24 protein-coding genes and 1 tRNA gene are annotated in these 23750 nt (G+C 68.8%); 15 read left to right on the top strand and 10 right to left on the bottom strand.

From position 1 onward, the window contains the following. Window positions 1–6: 6 nt before the first annotated feature. Together ABD691_RS12025 and ABD691_RS12020 are read right to left on the bottom strand one after the other, a co-directional pair. Window positions 7–927: a sugar phosphate isomerase/epimerase family protein gene (locus tag ABD691_RS12025; protein WP_344679660.1), complete on the bottom strand. Its 921-nt coding sequence runs from the start codon at window positions 925–927 to the stop codon at window positions 7–9. A 2-nt stretch (window positions 928–929) separates the two neighbouring features. Next, window positions 930–2060: a Gfo/Idh/MocA family protein gene (locus ABD691_RS12020; RefSeq protein WP_344679659.1), complete on the bottom strand. Its 1131-nt coding sequence runs from the start codon at window positions 2058–2060 to the stop codon at window positions 930–932. A gap of 170 nt (window positions 2061–2230) precedes the next feature. Between ABD691_RS12020 and ABD691_RS12015 the strand changes: the two genes are divergently transcribed. The 3 genes from ABD691_RS12015 to ABD691_RS12005 all read left to right on the top strand — a co-directional run bounded on the left by ABD691_RS12015 (window position 2231) and on the right by ABD691_RS12005 (window position 6011). Beyond that, a complete protein-coding gene (locus ABD691_RS12015; protein ID WP_344679658.1) occupies window positions 2231–3433 on the top strand; it encodes an ROK family transcriptional regulator in 1203 nt (400 codons plus the stop codon). Between the two features lie 87 nt (window positions 3434–3520). Further along, a complete protein-coding gene (locus ABD691_RS12010; RefSeq protein ID WP_344679657.1) occupies window positions 3521–4627 on the top strand; it encodes a Gfo/Idh/MocA family protein in 1107 nt (368 codons plus the stop codon). 82 nt (window positions 4628–4709) lie between these two features. Next, complete coding sequence (locus ABD691_RS12005) at window positions 4710–6011, top strand: MFS transporter (protein ID WP_344679656.1); 1302 nt, start codon at window positions 4710–4712, stop codon at window positions 6009–6011. On the opposite strand, the gene ABD691_RS12000 is transcribed toward ABD691_RS12005, so the two are convergent. Together ABD691_RS12000 and ABD691_RS11995 are read right to left on the bottom strand one after the other, a co-directional pair. After that, a complete protein-coding gene (locus tag ABD691_RS12000) occupies window positions 6000–7172 on the bottom strand; it encodes a MalY/PatB family protein (RefSeq protein ID WP_344679655.1) in 1173 nt (390 codons plus the stop codon). The two genes, ABD691_RS12005 and ABD691_RS12000, sit on opposite strands and share 12 nt — an antisense overlap. Then, window positions 7150–7761, bottom strand: coding sequence for a VOC family protein (locus ABD691_RS11995; RefSeq protein ID WP_344679654.1), 612 nt, complete (start codon window positions 7759–7761; stop codon window positions 7150–7152). Before ABD691_RS11995 ends, ABD691_RS12000 begins: the two co-directional genes overlap by 23 nt. A gap of 99 nt (window positions 7762–7860) precedes the next feature. Between ABD691_RS11995 and ABD691_RS11990 the strand changes: the two genes are divergently transcribed. From ABD691_RS11990 to ABD691_RS11975, 4 genes are all read left to right on the top strand, one after another. Further along, window positions 7861–7934, top strand: a tRNA-Pro gene (locus tag ABD691_RS11990). Between the two features lie 717 nt (window positions 7935–8651). Beyond that, on the top strand, window positions 8652–9455 hold the full coding sequence (locus tag ABD691_RS11985; protein ID WP_344679653.1) for a hypothetical protein: 804 nt from the start codon (window positions 8652–8654) through the stop codon (window positions 9453–9455). Beyond that, window positions 9452–10666, top strand: coding sequence for a helix-turn-helix domain-containing protein (locus tag ABD691_RS11980; RefSeq protein ID WP_344679652.1), 1215 nt, complete (start codon window positions 9452–9454; stop codon window positions 10664–10666). Before ABD691_RS11985 ends, ABD691_RS11980 begins: the two co-directional genes overlap by 4 nt. A gap of 680 nt (window positions 10667–11346) precedes the next feature. Beyond that, window positions 11347–12726, top strand: coding sequence for an AAA domain-containing protein (locus tag ABD691_RS11975; protein ID WP_344679651.1), 1380 nt, complete (start codon window positions 11347–11349; stop codon window positions 12724–12726). Between the two features lie 185 nt (window positions 12727–12911). On the opposite strand, the gene ABD691_RS11970 is transcribed toward ABD691_RS11975, so the two are convergent. Next, entirely contained in the window at window positions 12912–13523 is a 612-nt protein-coding gene (locus ABD691_RS11970) for a methyltransferase domain-containing protein (protein WP_344679650.1), read from the bottom strand. Between the two features lie 741 nt (window positions 13524–14264). Between ABD691_RS11970 and ABD691_RS11965 the strand changes: the two genes are divergently transcribed. Next, on the top strand, window positions 14265–14615 hold the full coding sequence (locus ABD691_RS11965) for a hypothetical protein (RefSeq protein ID WP_344679649.1): 351 nt from the start codon (window positions 14265–14267) through the stop codon (window positions 14613–14615). Here ABD691_RS11965 and ABD691_RS11960 read toward each other — a convergent pair. Next, window positions 14593–14913, bottom strand: coding sequence for a MerR family transcriptional regulator (locus ABD691_RS11960; protein WP_344679648.1), 321 nt, complete (start codon window positions 14911–14913; stop codon window positions 14593–14595). The genes ABD691_RS11965 and ABD691_RS11960 overlap by 23 nt on opposite strands. A gap of 1210 nt (window positions 14914–16123) precedes the next feature. Between ABD691_RS11960 and ABD691_RS11955 the strand changes: the two genes are divergently transcribed. Continuing rightward, entirely contained in the window at window positions 16124–16327 is a 204-nt protein-coding gene (locus ABD691_RS11955) for a cold-shock protein (RefSeq protein WP_344679647.1), read from the top strand. A gap of 161 nt (window positions 16328–16488) precedes the next feature. Here ABD691_RS11955 and ABD691_RS11950 read toward each other — a convergent pair whose 3' ends face one another. Then, window positions 16489–16764, bottom strand: a complete 276-nt coding sequence (locus ABD691_RS11950) for a hypothetical protein (protein ID WP_344679646.1) — start codon at window positions 16762–16764, stop codon at window positions 16489–16491. 62 nt (window positions 16765–16826) lie between these two features. Here ABD691_RS11950 and trhA point away from each other — a divergent pair, with 62 nt between their 5' ends. Then, window positions 16827–17396, top strand: coding sequence for a PAQR family membrane homeostasis protein TrhA (gene trhA / locus ABD691_RS11945; protein ID WP_344679645.1), 570 nt, complete (start codon window positions 16827–16829; stop codon window positions 17394–17396). Here trhA and ABD691_RS11940 read toward each other — a convergent pair. Further along, window positions 17385–18563 carry a MalY/PatB family protein gene (locus ABD691_RS11940; protein ID WP_344679644.1) on the bottom strand — a complete coding sequence of 393 codons (1179 nt, stop codon included), beginning with the start codon at window positions 18561–18563 and terminating at the stop codon, window positions 17385–17387. The genes trhA and ABD691_RS11940 overlap by 12 nt on opposite strands. Beyond that, the gene (locus tag ABD691_RS11935) at window positions 18560–19039 is read right to left on the bottom strand and encodes a DinB family protein (RefSeq protein WP_344679643.1); all 480 of its coding nucleotides are present in this window, start codon (window positions 19037–19039) and stop codon (window positions 18560–18562) included. The genes ABD691_RS11940 and ABD691_RS11935 overlap by 4 nt, the downstream gene beginning before the upstream one ends. A gap of 73 nt (window positions 19040–19112) precedes the next feature. Here ABD691_RS11935 and ABD691_RS11930 point away from each other — a divergent pair, with 73 nt between their 5' ends. The 5 genes from ABD691_RS11930 to ABD691_RS33720 all read left to right on the top strand — a co-directional run bounded on the left by ABD691_RS11930 (window position 19113) and on the right by ABD691_RS33720 (window position 22900). Beyond that, complete coding sequence (locus ABD691_RS11930; RefSeq protein ID WP_344679642.1) at window positions 19113–19667, top strand: CGNR zinc finger domain-containing protein; 555 nt, start codon at window positions 19113–19115, stop codon at window positions 19665–19667. 164 nt (window positions 19668–19831) lie between these two features. Continuing rightward, entirely contained in the window at window positions 19832–21214 is a 1383-nt protein-coding gene (locus tag ABD691_RS11925; RefSeq protein ID WP_344679641.1) for an MFS transporter, read from the top strand. Between the two features lie 21 nt (window positions 21215–21235). Beyond that, entirely contained in the window at window positions 21236–22033 is a 798-nt protein-coding gene (locus ABD691_RS11920; RefSeq protein WP_344679640.1) for an alpha/beta fold hydrolase, read from the top strand. 273 nt (window positions 22034–22306) lie between these two features. Beyond that, the gene (locus ABD691_RS33725; RefSeq protein WP_425565047.1) at window positions 22307–22579 is read left to right on the top strand and encodes a transposase; all 273 of its coding nucleotides are present in this window, start codon (window positions 22307–22309) and stop codon (window positions 22577–22579) included. A gap of 36 nt (window positions 22580–22615) precedes the next feature. After that, window positions 22616–22900 carry a hypothetical protein gene (locus tag ABD691_RS33720; RefSeq protein WP_425565046.1) on the top strand — a complete coding sequence of 95 codons (285 nt, stop codon included), beginning with the start codon at window positions 22616–22618 and terminating at the stop codon, window positions 22898–22900. A gap of 23 nt (window positions 22901–22923) precedes the next feature. Here ABD691_RS33720 and ABD691_RS11910 read toward each other — a convergent pair whose 3' ends face one another. After that, window positions 22924–23727 (bottom strand): SDR family NAD(P)-dependent oxidoreductase, encoded by an 804-nt coding sequence (locus ABD691_RS11910; protein ID WP_344679639.1) that lies wholly within the window; start codon window positions 23725–23727, stop codon window positions 22924–22926. Window positions 23728–23750 lie beyond the last annotated feature (23 nt).

Genomic DNA, 23750 nt, shown 5'->3' with positions numbered 1-23750 from the left:
CCGGAGTCAGTCGACGATCAGGGGCCGCAACGTGCGGTGCGCGATCTCCAGACCTTGCGTGACCCGCCGTTCGTCGCCGCCCCACACGGGGTCCTCGTGCTCGACCGACAGCGTCCCGGTGAAACCGTGCTCATAGAGCCGGTCCACGACCCTGGGCCAGTCGACCTGGCCGAGGCCGGGCACCCGGTAGCGCCACCAGCCCATGTCCCACGGGTTCCCCTCCTTGAACGCCTTGCCGAAGAACCCGTAGCGGTTGCGCGCGACCGGGTCCAGCTCGACGTCCTTGGCCTGGGCGTGCTCGATCCGGTCCGCGTACGGCGCGATCGTCTCGACCGGGTCGATGCCCAGCCACGTCAGGTGCGACGGGTCCCAGTTCAGGTACAGCCCGAGGCCGAACATCCACTCCCACAGCTCGGGGGAGTAGGCGAGGTTGCCGGGATAGCCGTCCGGGTGCCAGCCCTCCATCACGCAGTTCTCGATGACGAGCTTCACCCCGCGCTCGCCCGCGTAGTCGACGTGCCGGGCGAAGACCTGCTCGGCGTCGGCGAGGTTGTCGGCGACGGACTTGTTCCAGTCGCGGCCGATGAACGTCCCGACCGAGGGCACGCCGAGCAGCTGGGCGGCGTCGATCGCGTGCCGGAGGTGGGTGTGGATCTCGTCGCGCCGCAACGGATCCGGGTGCAGGTTGTTCTCGTAGTAGGCCAGCGAGGACAGCTCCAGCGAGTGCTTGTCGAACAGCGCGAGGGCTTGTTCGACCTGCTCGCTGCCGAAGTCGGCGACCGGCAGGTGGCTGGCCACGAAGTCCCGGTCCCCGGTTCCGGGCCAGACGGCGACCTCCAGCGCCTGGTACCCGGCACCCGCCGCCCAGGCGGCGATCCGGTCGAGCGTCCACTGTGGAAGGCAAGCGGTGAGCATTCCGAGTCGCATGGTCACACCTTCGTCCATGTGCCGTCGTGGGAGGAGCGCAGGACGGCCTCGACCAGCCGGGCCGAGCGGAGTCCGTCCGCGAACGTGGGAAGTCCTTCGGGAGCACCGCCGTCGATGGCGGCGTAGGTGTCGGCGACGAACGCCTCGAAGCACTGCGCGTAGCCCTGCGGATGCCCGGCGGGCAGCACCGAAAGCCGACGCTGCTCGTCGGAGCCGTGCACGGGATCGCGCACCAGGATCCGGTTCCCGCCGGGCGCCCCGAGCCAGACCTGCTCCGGGTTCTCCTGGTCGAACACGGCGCTGCCGAGGGAACCGTCGAGCTCGAACCACAACCGGTTCTTCCGGCCCGCGGCGACCTGCGAGACGGTCGCCGATCCGAGCACACCCCCTTCCGTGCGCAGCAGCAGCGCGGCCGAGTCCTCGGTGCTGACCTCGACCAGTTCTCCGGACGAGGACTGGGAAAACGTGCTGCCACCGGACGCGGGCCTGCGCGGAACCGCGATCGAGGTCGCCGCCAGCAGGTCGGTGAACCGCTCGCCGGAGACCCACTCCACCAGGTCGCACCAGTGCGAGCCGATGTCGGCGAACGCCCGCGAGGGACCGCCGAGACCGGGATCCACCCGCCAGCCCGACGCGTCCGGCGACAGCATCCAGTCCTGCAGGTAGCTGCCGTGGATCAGGGTCCAGTCGCCGAACTCGCCCGCCAGCCGCCGGGCCCGCAGCTCGCGGACCACCGGGTGGTAGCGGTAGACGAACGGCACGGTGGCGACCAGCCCGCTGGACTCGGCGAGCGAGGCCATCCGCGCGGCCTGCTCCACCGAGACCCCGAGCGGTTTCTCGCAGACGACGTGCTTTCCGGCCCGAAGCACCGCTTCGGCGAAGGGCGCGTGGGTCGCGTTCGGGGTGCAGACGTGGACGGTGTCGACCTGCTCGTCGGCCAGCACCTCGTCCAGGTCCCGGTAGGCCCGCGGCACCCGCCAGCGGTCGGCGACCTCGCGGGAACGCTGCGGGGACGACGCCAGGACACCGGCCACCTCGGCACCGGCGAGCAACGCGGCCCGGCGGTGCACCGACGCGATCATCCCGCCGCCGAGCACCGCGATCCGGCGCGGCGGTGGGGTTCCAGGACTCATCCGGTGCCTCCTCGACGTGGTTTTCGGTCGCTGTGGTTTTTGGCAACTTCCGCGGGTGTCTCACGCCCGGATTTCGCACGAACGAAGCTAGAGGTGTGATATTTCGGTCCACAAGAGCTTTGATTTATTTTCTTTTCAGTCATATTCGCGACCGAATTGGTGTGGTGTCGATGGCGTGGAAACCCGTCCGGCTGGCGGTACCCGGGACGTCGGGGCGTGCCGACGGCAACCTCGTGCACAGCGCGCTGGCCCGGCTGATCGCCTCCGGCGCCGCCGACAGCCGGGGCGACCTGGTCCGGGAGACCGGGCTCTCGCGGTCGACCGTCAACCACCACCTCGACGCGCTGATCGCGGCCGGAGTGGTCGTCGAGTCCGGCGTTCGCAGCAGTGGCGGCCGGGGACGTCCGGCGCACCGGCTGGCCCTGGCGCCGCGCGCGGGAGTCGTCATCGTCGCCGACTCCGGTGTGCACAGCGCCCGGCTCGCGGTCGCCGACCTCGGGCAGAACGTGCTCGCCGAGACGCAGGTGGCGCTCGACATCGCGCTCGGCCCGGAGCGGGCGCTCGACGAGCTCACCGGCCACCTGCGCGCGCTGCTGGCCACGGCGGAGGTCGCCGAGGCCGAGGTGAAGGCGCTCGTGCTGGGGCTGCCGGGACCGGTCGACCCGCGGATGGGCATGCCGGTGCGACCGCCGATCATGCCCGGCTGGGACGGGTTTCCCGTCGGAGCCACGATGTCGGAGCGGTTCGGGTGCGCCGCCCTGGTGGACAACGAGGTCAACCTGATGGCCCTCGGCGAGGCCCGCGCGCTGCCGCCGGAGGAGTCCCCGCTGCTGTTCCTCAAGATCGGCACCGGGATCGGCGGCGGGATCGTGTCCGCGGCGGGGGAACTGCACCGGGGAGCAGACGGCGCGGCGGGCGACATCGGGCACATCCGCGTCCCCGGCGCCGACGACGTCGTGTGCCAGTGCGGCAACGTCGGCTGCGTCGAGGCCGTCGCGTCGGCGGGCGCGGTGCTGCGCAGGCTGGAGCACGACGGCGGGATCGAGGACCTGGCCCGGCTGCTGCGGGACGGCGACCCGGCGGCGGTGCGGCTGACCCGGTCGGCCGCCGCGACGATCGGCGAGGTCGTGGCCATGCTCGTGCACTTCTACAACCCGAAGCGGATCGTGCTCGGCGGCCTGATCACCGCCGCCAGCGACGACGTCCTGGCCGGGGTGCGCAGCGTCGTCTACCGGCGGGCGCTGCCGCTGGCCACCCGGCACCTGTCGCTGGCCGCGAGCACCCTGGGCCGGTCGGCGGGACTGGCGGGCGCCGCGGTCGCGGCGATCGAGAACGTCCTTGCACCGCCCGGGATTTCCGACCTGATCCCTTGACACGCGACCGGTGGCCGCCTGATCCTTCTCGCGTCTCACGGCCCGGTTTCCGCGCCCTCGCCCTCGCCAGATGCGGAGACCGCCACCATGACCGACACCCCGGAGACCCTGCGCGTCGGAATCCTCGGCGCCGGAAGCATTTTCGGCGCCTACGCCCGCGGACTGGGCATGGTCGACCACCTCCCCATCGTGCGGGTGGCCGACCTCGACCAGGAGCGCGCCCGCGCGGGCGCGCGGAAGTGGGACATCCCCGCCTGGGGCGACGCCGACGCGCTGCTCGCCGACCCGGACGTCGACATCGTCGTCAACATCACCCAGCCCGCGTTCCACGCCGAGCTCACCGAAGCCGCCCTGCGGGCGGGCAAGCACGTCTACGTCGAGAAGCCTCTGGCGGCCACGACCGCGAAGGCGCGGGAGAACCTGGCCGTGGCGGCCGAAACCGGCAGGGTCCTCGGCTGCGCCCCGGACACCTTCCTCGGTTCGGCGGCGCAGACCGCCCGCGCCGCCGTCGACAGCGGGCTCATCGGGCGCCCGTTCGCCGCGACCTCGTTCGTGCGCTCGTCCCGGGTCGAGACCTGGCACCAGGACCCGTCGTTCCTGTTCCGCGACGGCGGCGGCCCGGTGCTGGACTGGGGTCCGTACCACCTGGCGGCGCTGGTCAACCTGCTCGGCCCGGTCAGCCACGTCGTCGGGGTCACCGACCGGGCGGCCGAGCAGATCGTGGTGACCGCGCCGGAGCGGCGGGTCGACCGCATCGACGTCGAGGTCGACACGCACGCCAGCGCACTGCTGAAGTTCGCCTCCGGCGCGGTGGTCACGGCGATGTACAGCTTCGACGTCTGGGACACCACGCTGCCGCACCTGGAGATCTACGGCACCGGCGGCACCCTGCACCTGCCCGATCCCAACACCTTCGACGGCCCGGTGCTGGTCCGGCGCCGCGGCGACGAGGACTGGTCCGAGGTCCCGCCGGTCATGCCCCGGGTCACGCCCGACCCGCCCACGCCGTTCCGCGCGCTGGGCGTGGCCGACCTGGCGGCGCACCTCGGCGGCGAGCCGCACCGCGCCAGCGGCGAGTTCGCCTACCACGTCCTGGAAGTGCTTTCGGCCTTGGAGGACCGCGACATCGCGGACGGGGTCACCGAGATCACCAGCACCACCGAGCGGCCGGCGCCTGTGACCCAGCGCCCATGATCTGGGAGTCGGATCCCGCCAGTTGGTAGCGGGCGGATAGAGTCCCGCTAGTCCAATCGCGTGATCTAGGAGGTTCGGCGCCATGGCTGTCGACCAAGCCGCCCCCGCGGCACCGCGGAACTCGACCCGCCAGGTCGTGGTCGCCAGCCTGGTGGGAACGTCCATCGAGTTCTACGACTTCTACGTCTACGCCACCGCCGCGGTGCTGGTCTTCCCGCAGCTGTTCTTCCCGGCCGGGGACGCCACCGCGGCGACCCTGCAGTCGCTGGCGACCTTCGCGATCGCGTTCGTGGCGCGGCCGGTCGGCTCGGCGCTGTTCGGGCACTTCGGCGACCGCATCGGCCGGAAGTCGACGCTGGTCGCCTCGCTGCTGACGATGGGCATCTCGACGGTGCTGATCGGCGTGCTGCCCGGTTACGCTCAGATCGGCGTGTTCGCGCCGCTGCTGCTGGCGCTGTGCCGGTTCGGTCAGGGCCTCGGCCTCGGCGGCGAGTGGGGCGGTGCGGCGCTGCTGGCCACCGAGAACGCGCCCGCGGGCAGGCGGGCGTTCTTCGGCACGTTCCCGCAGCTGGGGGCGCCGATCGGGTTCTTCTTCGCCAACGGCCTGTTCCTGGTGCTGGCCGGGGTGATGGACGAGCAGACGTTCCTGTCCTGGGGCTGGCGGGTGCCGTTCCTGGTGTCGGCGGTGCTGGTCGCGGTCGGCCTGTGGGTGAGGCTGACGCTGACCGAGACGCCGGCGTTCACCAAGGTCGTCGAGCAGGACGCGCGGGCGAAGGTCCCGTTCGCCCAGCTGTTCCGCACCGACTTCAAGGCCGTGGTGCTGGGCACCTTCATCATGCTGGCCACCTACGTGCTGTTCTACCTGATGACGGTGTTCACGCTGTCCTACGGCACGTCCGAGGCCGGGCTCGGCTACGACCGCACGTCGTTCCTGGTGATGCTGCTGGTCGGCGTGGTGTTCTTCGGCCTGACGGTGCCGGTCGCGGGCGTGCTCGCCGACCGCTACGGCCGCAGGCCGACGCTGATCATCACCACCGCCGCGATCATCGCCTTCGGCCTGCTGACGGGTCCGTGGTTCGGCGCGGACTCGCTGCTTGCCACGGTGTCGTTCCTGGTCGTCGGCCTCGGCCTGATGGGCATGACCTTCGGCCCGATGGGCGCGGTCCTGCCGGAGCTGTTCCCGACGGCGGTCCGCTACACGGGCTCGTCGGTGGCCTACAACCTCGGCGGCCTGCTCGGCGCGTCCCTCGCGCCGTACGTCGCCACCTGGCTGGCCGGCAACTACGGCCTCGGCTGGGTCGGCGTGTACCTGGCGGCGATGGCCGCGATCACCCTGCTCGCGCTGCTGGCGTCGAAGGAGACCCGCGAGTCCTCATTGGACTGAGTCCAGCAGGTCGCCGATCCGGCCCAGCATCGTCCGCAGCAACGGCACGGAAGTGGCGTGGTTGAACCGGATGAAGCCGTCGGCGACCGCGGAACCCGTTGGCGCGTAACGGGAACCGGGATCGAGGGCGACCCGGGCCCGGTCGAGGACCACCTCCGCCGGGTCCGGGCCCAGACCGGCGTCGCGGACGTCCAGCCACGCCAGGTACCCGGTTTCGGCGGTGTGCCACCGGATCCCGGGCCGGTCGTCGACCCACTTGCGCAGCTCGGCCCGGGTCAGCGCCAGGTAGTCGCGGATCGCGGCGAGCCAGCCGCCGTCATCGCTCCACAGCGCGGCCCCGGCGGCCAGGCTCGGCACCGAAGCCCGCTGCCGCTCGTGCGGCGGGATCGCCGCCGCGACCCGCGCGGTCTCCGGCTGGCAGACCAGCACGGCGCCCTTGAGCCCGGCGACGTTCCAGCCCTTGGTCACGCTGGTGACGGTTACGGAGTGCCCGGCGATCAGCCCGTAGGGCACGAAGTCCGCCGCGAGCGGCGCGTGGATCTCGTCGGAGACCACGTGCGCGCCGTGGGCGTCGACCAGTCCGGCCAGCGTCGTGAGCTCGGCCCGCGACCACACCCGTCCGGTCGGGTTGTGCGGATGGCACAGCACGACCGCCTTCGCCCCACCGGCCAGTGCGTCGGAGATCGCGTCGAAGTCCATCCGCCACCCGTCCGGACCGTCGAGCAGCGCGCATTCGGACAACCGCCGCCCGAGCTTTTTCAGAATCCGCAGGAACGCGGGATAGGTGGGCGTCAGCACCACGACGCCGTCACCGGGCGCGGTCAGGGTGTGCAGGGCGGACTCGATCCCCGCGAGCACGTCCGCGACGGGCGTGAGCTGCGCGGGTTCCACCCGCCACTGCTGGCGCTCCCACGCCCACCGGGCGAACGCCTCGACGTACGCCCGGGCCACCGGGTACCCGAGGTCTCCCTTCGCGACCGCGGCGATCACCGCCTCGGTCGCGGCCGGGGCGACCGGGTAGTCCATCTCCGCGACCCACGCGGGCAGGACGTCGGCGTCGATCGCACCCCACTTCAGCGTGCGGCGCCGCCGGAGGTCCGCCTCCCGCAACGCGTCGATCTCGGCGTGCAGCCGAGCGCTAGCTGAGGACGATCTCGCCACCAGGCCCCTCCAACGTCGCGACCAGCCCGACCCGGTTCCCCGCGACCACGTCGACCCCGGCCCCGAGCGCGTCCAGCGCCGGCCGCACGTCTCCAGGACGCGGATGCACCCCGTGCAGCGACCGCAGCGGGACCACCGGCAGCCCTTCGCTCGGATGCCGGGTCTCGCCCCAGTCGATGAGGAACGGGAACAGCCGGTCGGACGGGAAAGGCGTCAGCCGCCACTCCAGCAGCACGCCGTCCGGCGTGGACCGCGACAGCGGCTGCGGCGCCCCCGGGTCGTAGCCGACCGCGGCAGCGGCCCGCGCCGTCGACTCCAGGTCCGGTGTCCGGACCGCCCAGCTCACCAGCCCGGGTTCGACCAGCCGGTCGATCCCGAACGGGCGAGGCCCCGCCGGCTCCGGAGCCTCCGGATCCGGCCCGATCACTTCCAGGTAGGCGCCCCCGCCAAGCCCGAGCAGGTGGTTGGCGGTCCCGACACGCGGGTGCCGCCCACCCGGCACCGGCCGCACCCCGGTCAACTCCGCCACCAGCGCCACCGCCGCCCCCAGATCCGGCCCGGCGAACACCAGATGATCCAACTCAGCCACGAACCCTCCTGACCTGCGCTTCGGCCACCACCAGGGGGGTGATGATCGCCCATCCGGCGGTGCGCTAAGCTATCCAAGCACCCCACGGAGGGTGCAGACCGGGACGTGGCGCAGCTTGGTAGCGCACTTGACTGGGGGTCAAGGGGTCGTGGGTTCGAATCCCGCCGTCCCGACGGTCGCAACAGCCCGCTGATCATGCGCGAAAGCGCAGGTCAGCGGGCTGTTTGGCGTTCCGGGGTGGATCTTGCGGTGATCGCCCGCGCGGGCCCGCCTCCGATTTTTGGGAGGATTTTGGGAGGATCCGTTCCGACTGGGGCGAAATGGGGTCGCGCGGTGGGAGTGGATCTACGCCGCCCGCCTGGGTGGTCTTTGCGGGGCTCCTTGGTGTGTGGGTTGGTGATCCGCGCGGGAGCACCAGCTGGGGTGAGCGTGGATCGGCGAGCGGGCACGGTGGTACGTGGCCCGGTGCGAAGTTGACCAAACGCGGGCGCCTGCTGGCTGGACAGGAGGGCGGTGAGCGCGGTCGTGATCGTGTCGGCTTGATGCTCGTTGTCGTCGCCGAGCGCGTCAGCGATCCCGGGTCCTATAGCTGGCCCCGCGGCGTCGTCGATGACCGGGCACACAGCCTCGGCGACCGTCACAGGGTCGGTGCGCCAGGCGTCGCTGATCAGGGCAGGAAGGTAGATCATGCCGTTGTTGCCGCTGATCGCCTCGACTGCGGAGAGATTGACGCTGCCGGGTCAGCGACCGGGCTTCGGCTCCAGCAACCCGTTGCGCCTCGGCAGCCGCCTCCCCTGCATCCGTGTTCGATGGTGTTGTCTGCGCGCGGGACATGCCAGACTGGTTCATTTTGACGCGGCAATTACTGGCTATGGTGTAAATTCAGGGTCGTGAGCGAACAGCAGGACGTGATCGCGGAGTTCGAGGATGCCGGGGTTCTGGCCGGCGTGCGCTGGGCGTACCTTTCGGCGACCGCCCGGTCGTTGGAGGCCTACTCCGAGGCCGATGGCCACGATGCAGCGTGGCTGGGCAACACCAGGTTCACCTACTTCCGCAACCGGCTGGATCGAGTCTTTGCCTGTGAGCGCTACGCCGTTCATTCCGGCGACGATGACTCTGATCTCGACCTGCTGTACGCCGAGCTGTCCGAGCGCGACATCGAGACCATGCCGCGGCTGGCACCCGGCCTGGTCCGCCGCTCCAATCTCAACGGCAGCCCCGGCTGGGCCCATGGTCATCATCGGTTCCTGTTGGCCTCGTGCGTGTTCGGCAAGCTGGACCGGATACCTTGGCCTCAGAAGAGCCCGACGAAGCAGCAGGTGGCTGGCCAGCGCAATCCCGAGCCGCCGCAACCGTCGCTCTTCGAAGACTTTGCTGACGAGGAGGTCGGCGGGCTGGAGTTCGCGGCGACCGCTGCGAACGAACTGGGGTTGGTGACGTTTGTCGTCGCCCATAGCCTTGACCCGATCAGCCAGCAGGTCGAGCTGGTTCTCGGCCGTGCCCGGCTGAACTCCGGTGGTGGTCAGGCCTGGCATTGGCGGCACGATCTTCTGGGCACCCCACCTGTGGCTGGGGGACGTCGACAGGGCGATACGCCGCTGCCGACGGGGCCGAGCACGGTGCCGGACGCGCCGGTCCGTTTGCGCCGCCGGTCCGAAGAGGATCGTGGCGATCGTGCTAGTGGTGAGCGGTGAAATCTCGTACGCCGACAACCGACCGGGCAGCCGACGTCGCCGCCCTCTTCGACGGAGCCCGTCTGACCCTGGCCCGCCACCTCGCGGGTCTACGTAAGAGCGAGTTGGCCGCCACGGTAGAAAAAAGCCCGACCGCCGTGGCTGCGTGGGAGTCCGGGGCCAAGCGACCCACCGCCGCCACGGTGGCCCAGCTGGCGCTGAGCCTGTCGATCGAGCCAGGTTTCTTCGCCATCCGTCCGGATGACGTGGCCGCGCTCAGCACCCCGCCGCACTTCCGGTCGCTGCGCTCCACGAGCCAGCTCGCCCGCGACCAGGCCTTCGCCTATGGGCAGGTGGCCGTGGACATCGCGACCAGCCTGGAGAAGCACGTCGAGTTCCCACCATCCGACGTGCCGAGCCTGCCGGTGGCCGTTGACGACCGCGACGGTGACGGACCGGAGCGCGCGGCGCAGCTCGTCCGACAGCAGTGGGGAATTGAGCCCGGGCCGGCTGGCCATCTTGTCCGGCTGCTGGAGAACCACGGCGTGCTGGTGGTCTTCAGCCCGGAGCAGGCGGCATCGGTGGACGCCTATTCCTTCGATAGCCGGTTGCGTTCTGTCGTGGTCCTCAATCCGATCAAGCGGGACTACTACCGCCAGCGCTTCGACGTGGCGCACGAGCTGGGGCACTTGGTCATGCACAGCGATGCCGAGCCGGGCGGCCGGGTTGTGGAGGACCAGGCGCACCGCTTCGCAGCTGAGCTGCTGATGCCGGCCGAGCAGATCCGCGACCTGCTGCCGGCCACCATGGGCGGCAACGTCTGGCAAACCCTGGCACGTCTGAAAGAACAGTGGGGCGTCAGTATGCAGGCCTTGCTATACCGCGCGCGCTCGCTTGGGCGACTCAGTGACGTGTCTTATCGCAACGCCATGACGACCATTTCGACCCGAGGCTGGCGGCGGAGCGAGCCCGGCTTGATCAGTACCATCGAGCAGCCCTCACTGCTCCCGCGCGCCGTGGAGTTGCTGGCTCAGGAAGGCATCGACGAGGCGCAACTGGTCGCACAGTGTCGCGTGCCGGTTGATCTGTTCCGCACCGTCACAGCCCGGTCTCCCGGGAGTGCACAATCCGTGCCGGACAACGCGAGTGCTTATCCACGCGGCAGTCGAGTGGTATCGCTGCTGGAACGACAGCGACTCCGAACGCGCGAATCGCGAGGCGGACAATCATAACGCGCTTCAGACAGATTGCTAGCGACGCTGAGAGGCATCAGCGCAAGATCCCGCAGCAGTCGAGCACGGTAGCGGAACGCCTTGCTCGATCGTCTCATCAGCGGGTTGGGCTGGATGGTCGGCTTCGTTCGAGGCCGGATGGGCACAGAATATGCCGGTCATTGAGCGTTCTGGCGATCGCGGCGAGGTTTCATGCTCTGCTGGGCGTCGATGAACATCTAGCGCAAGTGTGGTGCCGAGAGGCCTGGTTCCAAGCGTTGCAATCGGCGGTCCCACTGGCGGCCGGGGACGTGGGTCTGGGCGCGCATCGCGGTCACGACCCGATGCCGGCCCCTGAGCACTTCCCCTGAGACGGTGCACTGAACATGATCATCAGAGATTGGTGGTTCGGGTCGTCGCGCTCGAACGGTCCGCCGGCCTCGGGAAGCCGCAGTTGTGCATCCCGTTGCTCGCAGATCGAGAGCAGCGATTGGCGAAGGTCTACGGCTTGACCAACTCGATGGCTTCCGGCCGGGAGCCTGGCGCTACGGTTGTCGAGGTCGAGTGGGGGACAGGTCCGCCGAACTCGTCGGCTACCGGTAGATGGCGGCTGTAGGTGTCGCCTGCTCGGCCTACCCCACAGGTATCACTGCATGCGCCATGATGCACACGGACAGTGCTCTTGGTCGTTGGAGGGGTGCGTGGGGTGGCGCGAAGAAGTGATCGAGACAGTGTCTCGGCTGCTTCCGGACCAAACCCGAACCACTGCGGACACCAGGAAACGGCTCGGGGACGCCTACCGCACCGAGCCGGGCTGGTACCGGATTCCGACTCGTAACCGGTCGCTCCGCATCGATGAGTTCACCGATCTTCGGCTGGCTTCGGAAGACAACACCGGGCCGTCCTATCGGGTCATCACGGCAGTCGAAGAGCAGGAAGCCCTCCGCGTGCAGGTGGGCATGCACGCGCCTGAATACGACATGCACCTGTGGGGAACCCAGCGCCCCGCCGGGTTCCTGGTCCAAAGTCAGCTGAAGGCACTGAAAAACTTCGCGGATCCGGGATTGGCGGACCAGCTCGCTGCAGGGCGGGTCAGCAGTCTGCCCGCCGGGGCCGATGGTCTCGGCGGGCTCTCCGGCGCACAGGCCCTGGCGTACTACGCCTGCATCAGCAAGGGACTGCACCTCGTGTGGGGTCCACCAGGCACCGGCAAGACCACCGTGCTGAGTCGCGCCATCGACGACCTCGCCAACGACGGCAAACGCGTGCTGTTGGTGTCGGGCACGAACGTGGCCGTCGACAACGCTCTGCATGCCGCGCTGAAACTGGGCACCAGGGTGCAGGGAGAGTTCCTGCGCGTCGGAACCCCGCAGATGCCGCAGATAGCGATGGACGACCGGGTCGCGCTGCGCAGGATCGTTGCCGACCGAATGCGGCGGATCACCGACGAACGCGCCGAAGTCGAGGCTCAGCTCGTGCGGCTTTCCAGCTCGGCGGTGCTGGAGCGGCTCGAGGTCCTGGACGAGGTTCTCGGAACCTTCGATCCTGATGCCTTCCGCGATGCGTTGGAACGGATCGAGCGCGACAGGCGTGCCGAGAGCCTGCGAGAGCAGCTGTCGGTAGACGAAGCTGCGGTCGCCGAGGCCAAAGACGAACGCAACCGCCGTCGTCTTGAGCGAGCCAAGGAACAGCTTCGTCATAGCGAGCGGGCTCGCGAGCACCTGAACGCCGCAGCGAACGCCGAGAAGACTCTGCGTGCTCGCCAATACGCCGCAAGACGGGCACAGGAAAACGTTTCGATCCTGATCGACCGCCGAGCGCGGATCCAGGCGGAGCAGAAGGAGCTGTCCCTGCGCTCCGGTCTCGGCCGGCTGGGGCGGACATTGGCTCGGCGATGGGAGCTGAGGCGGCAGCTCGGCGAGCTCACACCGCAGCTCGACACCGCCGCCCGCACCGCGGAGGAAGCCCGGGCTCGGTTGGAGTCGCAGCGCGACCAGCTCGAATCCTCGATCGCGAGTGGCCGCGCCTCCGCGAGACTTGGGACGAGGAGTCGATTCGCGCCGCGGAGCGGGAGTTCGTAGCCGCACAGACGGCCCTGACACCTTCCGAGAACGCGCTGGCCGCAGCTACGAGTGCGAGCGAGCGGACCCGGAGCGAACTGAAGAAGATCATGCGCAATCCGGTGCTCTTCCGAGGAAGCAGCACCCTGCATCGGTACGAAGCTGCACAGCTCGTAACCCGTGCTCACCAGCCGGTCCCCATCGCGCTAGAAGACCACCGAGCGGGTCAGCCCCCGCATCCGGAGCGGGACGACGAGCCGGCCGCCTTCGGCAAGCTGATCGGTCCAGGCCGGGGGAATGTCCCATGCGCTGGTCGTGGCGATGATGCAGTCGTACGGTGCATTGGATGCCACGCCCTCAGCTGCGTCGGCGACCACCGCCTGAACCTGGTTGTACCCTGCCGTGTCCAGGTAGCGACGGGTGCGCTCGATGACATCAGAATCGATGTCGACCGTGGTCACCTGACCCGTGTCGCCGACCAGCTCGGCGATCAGCGGGGCGTTGTATCCGCCAGACCCGATCTCCAGGACCCGCATCCCGGGGGCGAGCTGGGCTTGTTCGAGCATCATGGCTTGGATATCCGCCGCGGAGATCATGCTGATCGGCACACCGTGCTCGTCCCGCTTGGTCTGCAGGATGGTCTTGGCGGCGTAGGAACGCTTCAGCGGTTCTCCGGGTGCGAACACGTGCCGAGGCACCACCCCGACCGCACGGGCAACCGCGTCGCTGCGGATGACTTCCAACTTGCGCAACTCGGCCACCATCGCCTCACGCAGCGCGGCAGCCTCAGCATCCTCGCCAGCCGTGCCGGCGTTCATGTCTTGGAGTGTGTTCACGCGACGACCTTCTCAGGGGGATTCGGTACTCGAACACGGCATCACCGCTGTGTCGAGAAGCGATTGGCGCCTCGACACAGCCGCCACAGCTAACTGTGCGTAGTCGTTTGAGTCGAGAGCGGCCGTAAGGCGGCAATAGGGCGGGAATGAGGCGTCAGGCGTGTTGAACTGCGAGAACAGGACTGACGTGCCCCAGCATGTTCACCTGATTGGGGCAGCACTGCAAAGTCGGTTCGCTTGCTCCGACAACTGCTGATCACGTCAGATGCCCTGCCGGTATGGTGGGTGCTCCTGTGGCCAGGAGAGGGACGATGGCGACACGACGGGGCTCCGTCGCCGCTCGACGCGAGGCACTGGGACTTACCCAGGAAGCCCTGGCCCAGCATCCCGCCTTTGCTGAGAGCATCCAACGGCTGACGGGAATCGGGATATCGGTGATGGACCCCGACGCCGTCACGGTGAGAGCCGATGACGGACTCGCAACCTTCGTTTGGGCAGAGATCATCTCGGCGCGAGCGGCCTGAGCAGCCCTCCGTAGGCCGAACGCAAGCCTAGCTCGTCCTGGTCAAGAGGCTTTGAAGAACGTGCCTGACCATCTTCCTATGATCCGCCGTGGCGGCAGAGTGTAGGGAAGGAGTCTCGTGCGGGGGCGGAGTTTTCGACTCTCAATGGAGTTCAACGGGCATGGTGTCGATTTGAGCTCGTCGCAGGTGATCCGCCCGGATGATCACGTTGCTGGAGCGCATCGCCGCGGTCCGGCAGAAGGCGGTGGCCGAGGTCTACGAGCGCGTCGAGCACCTGCTCACCGACCAACGGCGCAGCGAGATGGACGGGTTGCTGGTGGTCGAGCCCGGGGTGACGACCTCGCGGTTGACGTGGCTGTACCCCGGAATGACCATCGCGTCGTCGACGTCGATCCGCGCCGAACTGGGCAAGCTACGCCATCTGCGCGGTCTCGACGCGCACGTCCTGGACCTGTCGATGCTTCCCGCAGCATGGCGCCGGTGGCCGTCACCGCAGCTCAGTTGCTACCACTTCGGCAAAGGGATCGTCACGGTGGCGTCGGATCGTTGAGGTTTCGGGCTTCCTGGAGTTGGTCTTCCAGGGTGACGATGCGGCAGGCGGCGTCGAGACCGGTGCCCTGGTCGACCAGTTCCCGGACGCGAGCGGCCAGGCGCAGCTGGGAGCGGGAGTAGCGGCGGTGCCCGCCGGAGGAGCGCTGCGGCTCGATCAGTTGTGCCTCGTCCAGGCTGCGTAGGAACGCCGGGGTGGTGCCGAGCATCTCGGCGGCGCGGCCCATGGTGTAGGCGGGGTAGTCCTCGTCGTCGAACTTCTCGTCCGCGGTCTGCGGGTCGTGGGTCTCTGGGGTCATCGGCGCCTCCGCATCATGAGGGGCCCCGGTGCATGTGGCACCGGGGCCCCAGGGTTGTGGGTTTCACTTCCATCAGCCGACCGTGAGATCGGCCTTCTGTGTCCGCGTGTTCCGCACTAGAGGCGGAGACTGCGGGGATCGCGTTCGCGTAACCGAAGACCACCTTCCAATCCGATGGGACTGCGGTACCCGCCCGGCGACACTCAGCCGGAGGCAGGCGATCCGATGGTGTGTAACCCTTCCCTTCTCCTCTGTTTCCTGACTTACCTATCCGTGCGCGACTGTCGGCCCCGGTCTTCTTGCATGTACCGGTCGTGTCTTGCCGACTGTCCTTGGTCACCTGCCGGAGCCCCTTCTACTGATCGGCCCCGGCTCGTCTGACCGTCTTGCACTTGCTCACGGGTAGTTCGTCATCTCCCGTGCCACTTGATGTTCTCTCTCTTGCGACGAGCAGAAGATTACACACACTCAGCGGGGAATGTCTACTCCAGCGATCGTAGATTTCATCGATCAGGCGACGTAGCTTTGCTCACCTGCGGGTTTCCGGCATGTTCACTTCATGCGGCTCGGGACGGGACCCCGGGTGCCGCCCGTGCCGGGCCGTGAGCCGCCGACATCAGCGCGGCATCGAGGACGTGCACCTCCGTTCGACGGTGCAAGGTGCTCGTGCGCCGCCGAGCAACAGCAACTGGTGGCGCAGCGACGTAGCCGACGCCCCCGAGTGTTCGAGGCGGCTTTTCTGCGGTCGCTGCCGTAGAAAAGCCACCCCTGCCCTCGTACGATCTCTCGCGGTCCGCGACGGAGACGGGCTGATCATCCCTGTCTGCCCGGAGCGCAGACGTCGCCGTTAATCCCGCCGTCAGCCGCGGCGGGCCAGCCGTGCCCGGGCGGCGACCGGGCACCCCCGGTCGTCGCCGCATGTCGGATCATCAGCCTCGAAGACCCACTCACCGGACCCGCCGAGCCGGGCCCTGGCGTACACACCTGGTTGATCGTCGCGGCGTCCGGGTTGACGGCGGCCGGGTGGCGTGTAGGGTCAGTGGCGGTCGTTGTTTCTGGGTTCGTGTTTTGCGCATGCTCGCAGGATGTTGATGCGGGCGAGCTTCTTTCTTTGGTCGCAGCTGGAGTTAGGCGCCGTCTGAGATCCCCGGCCCGGGCCTCCGCACGATGTGGGCGCCCGTCATACCCCAGCTCCCAGGAGGAGACACGCATGACTAACGGAACCGTGAAGTGGTTCAACGCTGAAAAGGGCTTCGGCTTCATCGCCCCCGACGGTGGCGGGCCGGACGTGTTCGTGCACTACTCGGCGATTGACGGCGGCGGGTTCCGCAGCCTGGACGAGGACCAGCAGGTCACCTACGAGGTCAGCCAGGGCCCCAAGGGTCCGCAGGCCGACCTCGTGCGCGCGGTCTGAGTACCCTCTCTGTTTCTCCGGTGGCTCCTCACCCGCTCGGGTGGGGAGCCACCGGTGCTTTCGGCGAGCGCATCAACCCCGCCTCGCCGCACCCGCACACCGCCCGCACCGATCCTGGATCGGCCACGGGACAAGGAAGGAATGCCATCACCACATCAACATCACTGCACCGCCCGCGCCGCCAGCATCGCGATCTGCCGGCCCCCGATCGGTTCTCCCGACGGGAACCGGCTGCCGGTGGGTCCGCCCGCCCTCCGAGCACGGTGAGTCCGGTCCAGTTCGCCGAACCCGAACACACCCGGGTCATCCCCGAGCAGCACCACCCGATCGCTGACCACAGCGATGCCGGAATGCGCCGGTTGCGCACGCCGTTCGACCCCAACCCGGCCTAGCACGCGCGGCAGCACGCTGCCGCCCTCGCCCGAGACGTCCTGCACTTCGCGTGGGTGGTGGTCAACACCACGCCGCCGACCTGGCCTGGCTTATTTGTGCTCGGGCCGTGACTCGCGTGCTCACTTCCCGCCGACCCGCCGCGCTTGTCAAGCCGAAGCTGCGGGGCTGGATCCACCTGGGGTCGCTGGTTCTGTTCCTCGCAGCGGGTGCGGCGTTGATCGTGGTGGCTGCGGGTTCGCGCCCGGCCGCAGCCACGGCCGGGATCGCGATCTATGTGGCCACGGTGCTGGGCCTGTTCGGAGTCAGTGCCCTCTACCACCTCAAGACCTGGGTCTCGACCGGTGCGCGTACATGGATGCGCCGCCTCGACCACTCGATGATCTTCCTGTTGATCGCGGGTACCTACACGCCATTCGCGATGCTGGCCCTGCCGCCGGCCGTCGGCACCGTCGTGCTCACCGTGGTCTGGGGAGGTGCCCTCGCCGGGGTGGTACTCAAGCTCGCCTGGCCGCATGCGCCGCGCTGGGTCGGTGTCCCCGTCTACATCGCGCTCGGCTGGGTCGCGGTGTTCGTGTTGGGCGACCTGCTGCACAACGCCGGTGTGAGTGCCGATCTCCGCCAGCCGATCCGTCCACTTACCCATGTCAGTCACCCTTCGGTCGCTTCAACTCTTTGACAGTGCGCTGTCGAGTCGGTCCAGGATTTGTTCGAGGTTCGCGGTAGTGGTGGCGAAGTTGAGTCGTGCGTAGGTCGAGCTGGTCAGTTCGGTGTGCTCAGTGAATTCGGCACCGGGGTTGAGGTACACGCGTGCGCGCCGGAGCAGCGCGGCCGCGGGGTCGGGTCCGAGGCCTGCGCGGGTGAAGTCGATCCAGGCGAGGTAGGTCGCCTCTGGGGGGAGGTAGCCGAGCTCAGGGTGGGCGCGGGTCCAGGCGGTGACGCGGTCACGGTTGCGGGTGAGCAGGTCGGTGGTGGCGTGGTGCCAGTCGTGGGATTCGCGCCAGGCGGCGACGGTGGCGATGCGACTGAGGACGCTGGGGGTGCCGAAGTAGTCCAGCGGGGCGCGGTCGAGAGCGTCGGCGGTGGGTGCGTAGCCGAGGTGAGCGACCGCGCACCGGGTGCCGGCGAGGTTGAACGCCTTCGTCGCCGACGTCGCGGTGATGGTCAGGTCCTCCACAGCCGGGTCGAGGCCGGCGAAGGGGATGTGCCGGTGCGGTAGGTAGGTGAGGTCGGCGTGGATCTCATCGGCCAGAACGGGGATGTGGTGGTCGGTCGCGATGTCTGCCAGCCCACGCAGCTCGGAGGCGCTGAACGTGTGCCCGGTCGGGTTGTGCGGGTTGACCAGCACGAACAGCCGAGGCCGTTCGGTGGCGAAGACGGCGTGGTGTCGGTCGAGGTCGAGTTCCCAGCCGCCGGAGGCGCGGTCGAGGGGTAGCGGCACGATCCGGCGTCGTGCGCGGTGGATCGCGGCGAGGAACGGTGGGTAGTTCGGCACGTGCAGGGCGATGGGGTCGCCGGGCTCGGTGGTGTGTTCGATGACGATCTGCAGGATCTGGATCAGGTCGCTGAACACGCGGGTGCGGCCCTCGCGGGGGTGCCATCCGTAGCGGGACCGCATGCGGTCGGTGAACGCGTCGACGACGGGGTCGCCGCCGGGCCAGTAGGGGTAGCCGAGGTCCTGACGTTCGATGGTCTCGCGCATGCGGGCGCGGACGGGTTCGGGGATGCCGATGTCCATGTCGGCGACCCAGGCAGGTAGGACGTCGGCGTCGACGGCGGTCCACTTGGCTCCGTGGCCGGCTCGTAGCCGGGTCGGGTCGAGCTCAGGACGGGGTGGGGTACTCATGCGGTCTCCAGCGGCCGGACGGGCGCGGCGGCGAGGACGTCGCGCAGGGTCTCCATCTGCCCGTGGTGCTGGGCGAGTTCTTCGAACACGTGCTGCAGCGCGCCGCCCTGGGTGAGGCGGGTGGGCGGGCCGAGGAAGTCCGCAGGGGGCTCTTGGAGCAGGAACTGCTCGGGGTGCGCGTTCGCGACGTCGGTGTGCATCTGGGCGCGCACGGTCGCGCAACGCTCGACGAGCAGCTCGACCGGGCCGGTGGCGGTGAACTCGGCGTCGCGGTCGCGGTCGATCGGACGGCCGCGGACGAACCCGCCGACCCAGGTCTCGATCACGCACAGGCAGTGGTGCAGCAGCGCGTACGGCGAGTTCGCGCCAGGGTAGGCGGCCCGGTTCGCGCGCTCGTCGCCGAGCTCGACCACGATGGCGGCCATCCCGTCGAGCGCGCGATCGGTGAAGTAGAGGTAGTCCTCGCGGCTGAGCATGCCACTCCAATCGTCACCAGTTCAGACGGTGACGTAGTTTGCGCGACTCGGCGTCACCTGTCAAGATGGTGACGTGAGATTCGCGTTCGTGAGCGGCAGTGCGGCACTGGATCTGGCGGGCACGCTGAAGTGGCGTCGGACCGAACCGGAAGAGCTGCTGACCGGACCGGCCGACCTGGAGCGCTGGCTCGACGCCTCCGCCGACCTGCCCGGCGACGTCAGCGTCACTCAGGACGCGTTCCGGCAGGCCATCAGCCTGCGCGAAGCCGTCTACCAGCTCGCCACCGACCGGCTCGCCGAGCGCGGGTTCGACCGCCGAGCTCTCGACCTCGTCAACGGCCTCGCCCAAGGCGCGGGCCTGACTGTGCAGCTCAGCGACACCGGAACCCGTCGGACCGGCAACATCGACGCCGTCCTGGCCGAACTGGCCCGCGACGCCGTCACCGTCCTCGCCGACCGCGAGGCTCACATGAAGGAATGCGGCCGCCCCGCCTGTACCCGCATCTATCTCGATCGTTCCCGCGGAGCCCGCCGTACCTGGTGTGGCATGGACGAGTGCGGCAACCGCGTCAAGGCCGCCGCCTACCGGGCTCGCAAACGCCGCACCGACGCTGCGGCCGCCTCCTGAGTCGTCTCCCGACCAACGCCGGCCCCCGTGGCGTCGTCCATGTGGCGGGGTTCTTTGCACGGCTGAAACCGTCACCGCCTTGACAAGTGACGTGTCTCGCTCCGACTATTCGGTGCGTCACCGCTCAGACAGGTGATGTTCATCGATCCGAAGGGCAGCCCGCCTTGGACTCCTCATCCCTGCAGACCCCACCCAGCGGCCGCATCAGCACCGGTGAAGTCGCCGCCCGCCTCGAACGACTGCCCTGGACCAGCTACCAGCGCAGCCTGTTCCTGATCATCGCCACCGCGTGGCTGTTCGACTCGATCGACCTCGGCGCCCTGACGCACCTGCTCGCCCCGATCAGCGCCGAGTTCGGGCTGACCAAGCTGCAGGCCGGCCTCGTGGGCAGCGCCACCTTCGCCGGCATGTTCGTCGGCGCCGTCGGCGCCGGCGTCCTGGCCGACCGGTTCGGCCGGCTCAAGGTATTCAAGTACAGCATCATCATCTGGGGATCGGCCAGCGTGTTGCTCGCGCTGTCCTGGGACTTCGCCAGCCTCGCCTCGTTCCGACTGCTGCTGGGCATCGGGATGGGCGCGGAATTCCCCGTCGCCGCAGCCCTGCTGTCCGAGTTCATGCCGTCGGCCAGGCGCGGCCGCTACGTCGCGCTGATGGAGGGCACCTGGCCCATCGGATTCATCCTCGCCGGCATCGGATCGTTCGTGCTGCTGTCAACGACCCTGGGCTGGCGCGGCTTCTTCCTCGCCCAGGCCCTGCTCGCCGTCGTCGCGCTCATCGTGCGCCGTAACCTGCCCGAATCCCCCCGCTGGCAGGTCTCCCGCGGCCGCCACGCCGACGCTATCGCCACCCTCGAGCACGTCGAACGCAAGACCGAAGCCGCTTTCGGTCGTCCCCTGCCCGCCCCCGGACCGATCGACGACCGCGACACGACAGGGCAGCAGGCAGGGCTGCGGGCGCTGTTCACCGACGGCTACCGCAAGCGGACCCTGGCCAGCTGGACGATGTGGTTCTGCCTGCTCGGCGGCTACTACGGCCTCACCACCTGGATCGGCAAGCTCCTCACCGACGCCGGCCACGACATGGTCGAGTCCGTCGGCTACATCATCCTCATGGCCCTGTGGGGCATCCCCGGGTTCCTTGCCGCCGCCTGGCTCATCGAACGGATCGGGCGCAAGGTCTGCCTGGTCGGCTTCTCCCTGTCCTCGGCAGCAGCAGCGTACGTCTACGGGACCGCCTCCGGCGTCACCGAGCTGATCATCTCCGGGTCGGTCCTGCAGTTCATCTTCTTCGGGATGTTCTCCTCGATCTTCGCCTACACCCCGGAGCTGTTCCCCACCCGTGCCCGCGCCATCGGAATGGGCAGCTCCACCGCCGCCGGACGCCTCGGATCCATCTTCGGACCCGTCGTCGTGCCTCTGGTCATCGCCGCCCAGGGCCCCAGCGTTGTGTTCGCCGCCAGCGCCGTGCTCTTCGTAACCGGATCGGTCGTAGCCATCTTGTTCCTCCCCGAAACCCGCCAAACCGTCCTGGAAGACATCTCCAGCTGAGTCGAAAGGAAACCCGCAATGATGGCGATCAACAGGAACGCGGAGAGCCACGAGGTTCGGCGTCCCGACGACACGTCGATCCGGTACACGGTCAGTGGTTCGGCAGTTGGCCCGGCCATGGTGCTCGTCCACGGCTGGGGCTGCGACCGCCACGACTTCGACGCGATCATCGCCCACCTCCCGCGGCAACTCCGCGTGTTGGCGATCGATCTCGCCGAGCACGGGGACTCACGGTCCACCCGCGGCACCTGGACGATGGAGGAGTTCGCCCGCGACGTGGCGGCAGTGCTGGAAGCCGAGTCGGTCGGCTCGTGCGTCGTCGTCGGACATTCGATGGGCAGGGCGGTCGCGGTCGAAACCGCCCGCCTGCTTCCCCACACGGTCACGCGCGTGGTCGCGCTCGATGCCTTGCACTACCTGTCGTTGTTCCCCGCGCAGGAGGAGCACGCGGCCGAAGCGTTGCTGCGTCCGTTCCGCGAGGACTTCGCGGGAGCGATGCGGGGCATGGTCGAGTCGGGCTCACCACCCGGCACCGACCCTGCTCTGATGGACGCCTACACCAAGAAGATGAGCGCGATGCGCCAGCCCGCGGGCCTGCACGCCCTCGAAGCTCTGGTGCACTGGGACATGGACGCCGCACTGCATGAGGGCAGCCAACCGATCACGCTGTTCGCCGTGCGCACGATCATCACCCAGGAAGCCATCGACCGCTACGGGCACCGCATGCGCATCGACCTGGTCGACCTGGGAAGCCACCACTTCCACGCCGAATCTCCCGAAGCGACCGTCGGACTCCTGGCCGCCGAGATGTCCGATTAGGACACTCGGGCTCGGCCGACATGCGGTTTCGGCTCGACGCAACACCCGTCGTTCGCGCGCTGCGCCCTAGTGCTGTGCTCTCTATTGCCCTGGCGGCGGGCAACAAGCCCGGCGGTGCGGATGCCCCTACGACAGCCCGTTCGCCAGGCGCAAAAAGTGGGGTTGATCTCGAACGAGGTCAACCCCACTTCGCTTACCAGAGCTGGGCGCACTTAAAACTCAAGCTAGGGCGCGTGCCGAAAGTAGATCTTGATCGTGAGATGATCTTGGTTCATGGCGCGTGGAGATTTGACGGACGAGCAGTGGGCGGTGCTGGAGCCCCTGTTGCCGAGGCGTAAGAAGTCCGGCCGACCGCCGATATGGACCAAGAGGCAGCTGGTTGACGGCATACGCTTCCGGGGCAGTACCGGCATCCCTTGGCGGGACTGCCGCAGGAGTACGGGCCCTGGGGCCGGGTGTACGACCTGTTCCGCCGGTGGCAGTGCAACGGCACCTGGCAGCGGATCTTCACTGCCCTGGAGGCCCAGGCCGACGCCAAGGACCTGATCACCTGGGACATCAATGGTGACTCCACCATCGTCCGTGCCCACCAGCATGCCGCCGGGACACGAAAAGGGGAACCTCCAGAAGGAGCCGCCCGGCGGCGCCGCCACCGAGCCGGCCGACCACGCCCGTAACCGCGAGAAACTCAGCTCACGCGGCGGCTGTCCGCCGAAGTTCGACCCGGAGGACTACAAGGCTCGGCACGCGGTTGAGTACGGCATCAATCGCCTCAAACGGCACCGAGCTGTGGGCACAAGGTATGACAAGCTCGCGGTCCGTTACGAGGCGACCGTCCTCATAGCGGCCATCAACGAGTGGCTGTGAACAGGGATAGAGGCATCCCCGGCTCAGGCCCGCGCGCCGCCGTCGACCCGTAGGACCGTGCCGGTCACGTAGGAGGAGCGGTCGCTGAGGAGCCAGGCGGCGGCCTGCGCGATCTCCTGCGGGTCGGCCGCGCGGCGCAGCGGGGTGTGCGCCGTGAGTCGCTCTCGGAGACCGGGTGATCCCTGTTCCCAGGTGCGTATCATCTCGGTCGCCGTGTTGCCGGGGGCGATGGCGTTGACGCGGATGCCTTCCGGGCCGTAGGTGACGGCGGCCGACTCGGTGAGGCTGTTGACCGCCCGTTTCATCGCGCCGTAGGCGGGCAGCTCGGGGTTGCCCGTCAGGCTGCCGACGGATGAGTTGTTGACGACAGCGCCCGTCCCGGCGGTGGTTCGGATGGCGGCGATCTCGGCGACCATGGCCAGCCAGACGCCCTTGAGGTTCACGTCGTAGATGTGGTCGAAGTCGGCCTCCGGCATCTGGTCCATCGGGCCGGGCTGCTGGATCGTCGCGCCGTTGTTGAAGGCGATGTCGAGCCGGCCGTACAGGTTCACGGCGCGGTCCACGGCGGCGCGCACGCTGGTCGCGTCGGCCAGGTCGCACACCACGTAGTTCGCGGTGCCGCCCGCCGCCCGAATCTCCTCGGCCACCGTCTTCAGCTGGGCCTCCGTCCGGGCCGCGAGAAGCACTCGGGCGCCTTCGCGGGCGAAGAGCTGAGCCGCGGCCGCTCCGATGCCGCGTCCGGCACCGGTGATGAAGGCGACCTTGCCGGCCAGCAGGCCCAGGGCGGCAGGGGCGGTGGATGTGCCGGTGATGGGTGTGTTGTCCATGGCAGCGAGCCTGCGCCCGTCCG

This window comes from Saccharopolyspora taberi (assembly GCF_039534165.1).
Taxonomy (GTDB): domain Bacteria; phylum Actinomycetota; class Actinomycetes; order Mycobacteriales; family Pseudonocardiaceae; genus Saccharopolyspora_D; species Saccharopolyspora_D taberi.
Note: the sequence above shows the minus strand (reverse complement) of the source record. Positions and strands in the feature narration are given on the sequence as shown.

Coding starts and splice junctions, on each gene's coding strand:
- ABD691_RS12025 (WP_344679660.1), bottom strand. CDS start 927: ATGCGACTCGGAATGCTCACCGCTTGCCTTCCACAGTGGACGCTCGAC.
- ABD691_RS12020 (WP_344679659.1), bottom strand. CDS start 2,060: ATGAGTCCTGGAACCCCACCGCCGCGCCGGATCGCGGTGCTCGGCGGC.
- ABD691_RS12015 (WP_344679658.1), top strand. CDS start 2,231: ATGGCGTGGAAACCCGTCCGGCTGGCGGTACCCGGGACGTCGGGGCGT.
- ABD691_RS12010 (WP_344679657.1), top strand. CDS start 3,521: ATGACCGACACCCCGGAGACCCTGCGCGTCGGAATCCTCGGCGCCGGA.
- ABD691_RS12005 (WP_344679656.1), top strand. CDS start 4,710: ATGGCTGTCGACCAAGCCGCCCCCGCGGCACCGCGGAACTCGACCCGC.
- ABD691_RS11970 (WP_344679650.1), bottom strand. CDS start 13,523: ATGAACGCCGGCACGGCTGGCGAGGATGCTGAGGCTGCCGCGCTGCGT.
- ABD691_RS11965 (WP_344679649.1), top strand. CDS start 14,265: ATGATCACGTTGCTGGAGCGCATCGCCGCGGTCCGGCAGAAGGCGGTG.
- ABD691_RS11960 (WP_344679648.1), bottom strand. CDS start 14,913: ATGACCCCAGAGACCCACGACCCGCAGACCGCGGACGAGAAGTTCGAC.
- ABD691_RS11955 (WP_344679647.1), top strand. CDS start 16,124: ATGACTAACGGAACCGTGAAGTGGTTCAACGCTGAAAAGGGCTTCGGC.
- ABD691_RS11940 (WP_344679644.1), bottom strand. CDS start 18,563: ATGAGTACCCCACCCCGTCCTGAGCTCGACCCGACCCGGCTACGAGCC.
- ABD691_RS11935 (WP_344679643.1), bottom strand. CDS start 19,039: ATGCTCAGCCGCGAGGACTACCTCTACTTCACCGATCGCGCGCTCGAC.
- ABD691_RS11920 (WP_344679640.1), top strand. CDS start 21,236: ATGGCGATCAACAGGAACGCGGAGAGCCACGAGGTTCGGCGTCCCGAC.
- ABD691_RS33725 (WP_425565047.1), top strand. CDS start 22,307: ATGGCGCGTGGAGATTTGACGGACGAGCAGTGGGCGGTGCTGGAGCCC.
- ABD691_RS11910 (WP_344679639.1), bottom strand. CDS start 23,727: ATGGACAACACACCCATCACCGGCACATCCACCGCCCCTGCCGCCCTG.